The organism is Flintibacter faecis, from assembly GCF_014287875.1.
Taxonomy (GTDB): Bacteria; Bacillota; Clostridia; order Oscillospirales; family Oscillospiraceae; genus Lawsonibacter; species Lawsonibacter faecis_A.
Map to the genome: position 1 here is coordinate 1 of NZ_JACOPN010000019.1, position 4961 is coordinate 4961.

At 52.2% G+C, this 4961-nt stretch carries 2 tRNA genes and 2 rRNA genes; all 4 read left to right on the top strand.

The window, feature by feature from the left end:
* Positions 1-17: 17 nt before the first annotated feature.
* Positions 18-1548, top strand: a 16S ribosomal RNA gene (locus H8S55_RS13670).
* A 121-nt stretch (positions 1549-1669) separates the two neighbouring features.
* Positions 1670-1746, top strand: a tRNA-Ile gene (locus tag H8S55_RS13675).
* A 43-nt stretch (positions 1747-1789) separates the two neighbouring features.
* Positions 1790-1865: transfer RNA gene (locus H8S55_RS13680), tRNA-Ala, on the top strand.
* A 253-nt stretch (positions 1866-2118) separates the two neighbouring features.
* Positions 2119-4957, top strand: a 23S ribosomal RNA gene (locus H8S55_RS13685).
* Together the 16S and 23S rRNA genes with 2 tRNA genes alongside form the textbook arrangement of a ribosomal RNA operon.
* Positions 4958-4961: the final 4 nt, after the last annotated feature.

Below are 4961 nucleotides of genomic sequence, written 5' to 3' on the forward strand. Positions count from 1 at the left end.
GGTCATTTAAATACCATTTTATTGAGAGTTTGATCCTGGCTCAGGATGAACGCTGGCGGCGTGCTTAACACATGCAAGTCGAACGGAACTCCTGTGTTTGAGGTTTCGGCCAAGAAGACAGGATGTTTAGTGGCGGACGGGTGAGTAACGCGTGAGTAACCTGCCTTGGAGTGGGGAATAACACAGTGAAAACTGTGCTAATACCGCATAATGCATTTGGGTCGCATGATCCTGAATGCCAAAGATTTATCGCTCTGAGATGGACTCGCGTCTGATTAGCTGGTTGGCGGGGTAACGGCCCACCAAGGCGACGATCAGTAGCCGGACTGAGAGGTTGGCCGGCCACATTGGGACTGAGACACGGCCCAGACTCCTACGGGAGGCAGCAGTGGGGAATATTGGGCAATGGGCGCAAGCCTGACCCAGCAACGCCGCGTGAAGGAAGAAGGCTTTCGGGTTGTAAACTTCTTTTGTCAGGGACGAAGCAAGTGACGGTACCTGACGAATAAGCCACGGCTAACTACGTGCCAGCAGCCGCGGTAATACGTAGGTGGCAAGCGTTATCCGGATTTACTGGGTGTAAAGGGCGTGTAGGCGGGAAAGCAAGTCAGATGTGAAAACTGTGGGCTCAACCCACAGCCTGCATTTGAAACTGTTTTTCTTGAGTACTGGAGAGGCAGATGGAATTCCTAGTGTAGCGGTGAAATGCGTAGATATTAGGAGGAACACCAGTGGCGAAGGCGATCTGCTGGACAGCAACTGACGCTGAGGCGCGAAAGCGTGGGGAGCAAACAGGATTAGATACCCTGGTAGTCCACGCTGTAAACGATGGATACTAGGTGTGGGGGGTCTGACCCCCTCCGTGCCGCAGTTAACACAATAAGTATCCCACCTGGGGAGTACGATCGCAAGGTTGAAACTCAAAGGAATTGACGGGGGCCCGCACAAGCGGTGGAGTATGTGGTTTAATTCGAAGCAACGCGAAGAACCTTACCAGGGCTTGACATCCCGAGGCCCGGTGTAGAGATACACCTTTCTCTTCGGAGACCTCGGTGACAGGTGGTGCATGGTTGTCGTCAGCTCGTGTCGTGAGATGTTGGGTTAAGTCCCGCAACGAGCGCAACCCTTATTGTTAGTTGCTACGCAAGAGCACTCTAGCGAGACTGCCGTTGACAAAACGGAGGAAGGTGGGGACGACGTCAAATCATCATGCCCCTTATGTCCTGGGCCACACACGTACTACAATGGTGGTCAACAGAGGGAAGCAAGACTGTGAAGTGGAGCAAACCCCTAAAAGCCATCCCAGTTCGGATCGCAGGCTGCAACCCGCCTGCGTGAAGTTGGAATCGCTAGTAATCGCGGATCAGCATGCCGCGGTGAATACGTTCCCGGGCCTTGTACACACCGCCCGTCACACCATGAGAGTCGGGAACACCCGAAGTCCGTAGCCTAACCGCAAGGAGGGCGCGGCCGAAGGTGGGTTCGATAATTGGGGTGAAGTCGTAACAAGGTAGCCGTATCGGAAGGTGCGGCTGGATCACCTCCTTTCTAAGGAGACCTCGATAGCTGAAGAGGTTATCGTAATGTCCTAAGGTCAGACCTGAAGTGTTGGATGGAAGTCACGTTGTTTAATTTAGAGGGGACACGCAGCGAAGAAGCGGCGAAGGACGGGCCCATAGCTCAGCTGGCTAGAGCGCACGACTGATAATCGTGAGGTCGGTGGTTCGAGTCCACTTGGGCCCACCACCAAAATGAGCCCGAGGATCAAATGGAAGCCCAGCGACGACGCGGGGGTTTAGCTCAGCTGGAAGAGCACCTGCTTTGCAAGCAGGGGGTCACCGGTTCGAGCCCGGTAACCTCCACCAGACAAGATCGGATCGAAGTGTTCAAGAAATTGAATGTTTCGATCTGACCTTGAAAAAGGTCGGAAGCTGCACCTTGAAAACTGAACAGTGAAGCAAGCAAGAAATTGCGAGCAAGCAACAGAGAGGTAACAAAGTTAATTTTTGTGGACTTTAAAGAAATTTAAGGGTAACAAAAACTACAATGAACCAAACTGAAGCCTGCATAATTCTTAATAGACGAAGAGAACAGCTTAGAAATAGGTTGTTCTACGAAGGTCAAGCTAATAAGAGCGCAAGGGGAATGCCTTGGCATCAAGAGCCGATGAAGGACGTGACAAGCTGCGATAAGCTGCGGGGAGCTGCACATAAGCATTGATCCGCAGATTTCCGAATGGGGAAACCCGTCAGAGCAATACTCTGACAACGTGCATTGAACAAAATAGGTGTACGTGGGGAACCGCCTGAACTGAAACATCTAAGTAGGGCGAGGAAGAGAAATCAAAAGAGATTCCGCTAGTAGTGGCGAGCGAACGCGGAAGAGGGCAAACCGGAGGATTTATTCTCCGGGGTTGAGGACCGACGCACGATACAATAGGTCAGCTGAACGGCATGGGAAGGCCGACCAGAGCGGGTGATAGTCCCGTAAGTGAAAACCGATTTGTGTCAGTTGGGATCCAGAGTACCGCAGGACACGTGAAACCCTGTGGGAAACTGGGGGGACCACCCTCCAACCCTAAATACTACTTGATGACCGATAGAGGAGCAGTACCGTGAGGGAAAGGTGAAAAGGACCCCGGGAGGGGAGTGAAAGAGAACCTGAAACCTTGTGCTTACAAGCACTCAAAGCCCGTTAATGGGTGATGAGGTACTTTTTGTAGAACGGTCCGGCGAGTTATTGTATGTAGCAAGCTTAAGGTATTCAGTACCGGAGGCGAAGCGAGAGCGAGTCTGAACAGGGCGAAATGAAGTTGCATGCAATAGACCCGAAACCAGGTGACCTATCCATGAGCAGGTTGAAGTGGAGGTAAAACTCCATGGAGGACCGAACCGACCCCCGTTGCAATGGTGGCGGATGACTTGTGGATAGCGGAGAAATTCTAATCGAACTTGGAGATAGCTGGTTCTCCCCGAAATAGCTTTAGGGCTAGCGTTGATTTAGATTACCGGAGGTAAAGCACTGAATGGGCTAGGGGCTGATAAAGTTACTGAACCCTATCAAACTCAGAATGCCGGATAATTGATGGTCAGCAGTCAGACTACGTGAGATAAGTCTCGTGGTCAAAAGGGAAACAGCCCAGACCTACAGCTAAGGTCCCAAATATACGCTAAGTGGAAAACGATGTGGAATTGCGAAAACAACCAGGATGTTGGCTTAGAAGCAGCCACTCATTAAAAGAGTGCGTAATAGCTCACTGGTCGAGTGACTCTGCGCGGAAAATGTAACGGGGCTAAGCGTATAACCGAAGCTTAGGATGCAGCAATGCGTGGTAGGGGAGCGTCGAATACGGGGTGAAGTCGCAGCGGAAGCAGCGGTGGACTGTATTCGAGTGAGAATGCCGGAATGAGTAGCGAGAATTATGTGGGAATCATAATGGCCGAAAATCTAAGGTTTCTTGGGGAAGGTTCGTCCGCCCAAGGTAAGCCGGGAGCTAAGGCGAGGCCGAGAGGCGTAGTCGATGCACATACGGTTGAAATTCCGTAGCCACCGAAATTTAAACTAGAGGGACACTTGAAACTATCTGGACCCGGGCGTTGGTTGACCCGGGCGAAAGGGACCGAAATCAAGTAGGGAAGTCAGAGAACGTCGAGGCGAGAAAAGCTCTAGTGTATAATAAGGTGCCCGTACCGCAAACCGACACAGGTAGATGAGGAGAGGATCCTAAGGCCAACGGGAGAAGGGTTGTTAAGGAACTCGGCAAAATTACCCCGTAACTTCGGGATAAGGGGAGCTCCCTAAGGGGAGCCGCAGAGAATAGGCCCAAGCGACTGTTTACCAAAAACACAGGTCTATGCTAAATCGAAAGATGACGTATATGGGCTGACGCCTGCCCGGTGCTGGAAGGTTAAGAGGAGAGCTTAGCGCAAGCGAAGGTTTGAATTGAAGCCCCAGTAAACGGCGGCCGTAACTATAACGGTCCTAAGGTAGCGAAATTCCTTGTCAGGTAAGTTCTGACCCGCACGAATGGCGTAACGATTTGGGCGCTGTCTCAACAGCCCACCCGGCGAAATTGTAGTACTGGTGAAGATGCCAGTTACCCGCAACTAGACGGAAAGACCCCATGGAGCTTTACTGTAGCTTAATACTGAGGATTGGTAAATCATGTACAGGATAGGTGGGAGACATGGAAACATTGGCGTCAGCCAGTGGGGAGTCGCCCTTGGGATACCACCCTTGATTTACTGGTTTTCTAACCTGCGGCCCTGGATCGGGTCGGGGGACACTGTTAGGTGGGCAGTTTGACTGGGGCGGTCGCCTCCTAAAAGGTAACGGAGGCGCTCAAAGGTTCGTTCAGCACGGACGGAAATCGTGCAGTGAGTGTAAACGCAGAAACGAGCCTAACTGCGACACCGACGGGTGGAGCAGTAACGAAAGTTGGAGTTAGTGATCCGGCGGTATGCAAGTGGAAGTGCCGTCGCTCAACGGATAAAAGCTACCCTGGGGATAACAGGCTGATCTCCCCCAAGCGTCCACAGCGACGGGGAGGTTTGGCACCTCGATGTCGGCTCGTCACATCCTGGGGCTGTATTCGGTCCCAAGGGTTCGGCTGTTCGCCGATTAAAGTGGCACGCGAGCTGGGTTCAGAACGTCGTGAGACAGTTCGGTCCCTATCTGTTGCGGGCGTAAGAGATTTGAAGGGAGCTGTCCTTAGTACGAGAGGACCGGGATGGACAGACCTCTGGTGCACCAGTTGTCCTGCCAAGGGCACAGCTGGGTAGCTACGTCTGGACGAGATAAACGCTGAAAGCATCTAAGCGTGAAACTCCCCCTAAGATAAGATCTCTCATCCATTATGGAGTAAGGCTCGACGTAGACTATGTCGTTGATAGGTCGGAGGTGGAAGTGCCGTGAGGCATGGAGCTGACCGATACTAATAAGCCGAGGGCTTGACCTACAAA